Genomic DNA, 1,003 nt, shown 5'->3' with positions numbered 1-1,003 from the left:
TGGGCCAGGACAAGAACATCTCGGTCAAGGGCACGTCCACTTCGGTCACTGGGGCTTCGATCAGTTTCACGGGGGTGTCGGTGTCCTTCACCGGCCTGTCGGCCAGCTTTACCGGGGTATCGACCAGCTTTACCGGCCTGTCCACCAGCTTTACCGGGGTGTCGACCAGTTTTACCGGCGTTTCCACCGGCTTCACCGGGGTGTCGACCGGCTTCACCGGCGTATCCACCAGCTTCACCGGAATCTCGACGGGGTTCACCGGGGTGTCCACCAGCTTTACCGGGGTGTCCACCAGCCTGACCGGCACCAGCACCTCGGTGACGGGCACCTCTCAGAGCATGACGGGCATTTCGTGCTCGATGACCGGCACCAGCGTGTCGGCCACCGGCATGTCGCAAAGCATGACTGGGGTGTCCTCGTCCTATACCGGCACCTCCACCAGCGTGACCGGCAATAGCTGCTCGGTCACCGGCACGTCCAAGAGCGTGACAGGCACTTCGATGTCGGACACGGGCTCGTCCACCAGCATCACCGGCACCTCGATGTCCACCACCGGCTCGTCCACCAGCGTGACGGGCTGCTCGATGTCCACCACCGGTTCCTCCGCCAGCGTGACCGGTTGCTCGGTATCCACCACCGGCGCCTCCGCCAGCGTGACCGGTTCGTCGATCTCGGTCACCGGCTCGTCCACCGGCGTCACCGGTTCCAGCATGTCCACCACCGGTTCCTCGGTCAGCAGCACCGGCTCCAGTGTGTCCAGCACCGGCTCCAGTTGCTCCACCACCGGGGTCAGCTATTCCTATACCGGCGCGTCCTACTCGGACACCGGCGTGGATCTGAAAAAGCTGGGCATGCAGGTGAAAAGCTGATGACGCGCCCAAGCCTTGGACACCGAAAAGGAGAGCGGACATGCGTTTGATCGAACTGCACAGCCCTTTGCTGGACGCGGACAGCGTCGCGCTGAGCTTCAAGGCGGACGAGCGTCTGTCGCAGGAACCCAGCT

Annotated in this window: 2 protein-coding genes; both read right to left on the bottom strand. The window is 63.8% G+C overall.

Going from position 1 to position 1,003, the window contains the following annotated elements; all coding sequences use genetic code 11:
• On the bottom strand, window positions 1-328 hold a 328-nt coding region (locus BR71_RS24695; protein WP_208854917.1), incomplete at its 3' end, for a ribosomal eL19 family protein.
• A gap of 93 nt (window positions 329-421) precedes the next feature.
• Entirely contained in the window at window positions 422-763 is a 342-nt protein-coding gene (locus BR71_RS24690) for a hypothetical protein (protein ID WP_052370896.1), read from the bottom strand.
• Between the last annotated feature and the right edge of the window lie 240 nt (window positions 764-1,003).

This window comes from Chromobacterium haemolyticum DSM 19808, from assembly GCF_000711885.1.
Lineage (GTDB): Bacteria > Pseudomonadota > Gammaproteobacteria > Burkholderiales > Chromobacteriaceae > Chromobacterium > Chromobacterium haemolyticum.
This window is presented reverse-complemented; position numbering and strand designations above follow the sequence as displayed.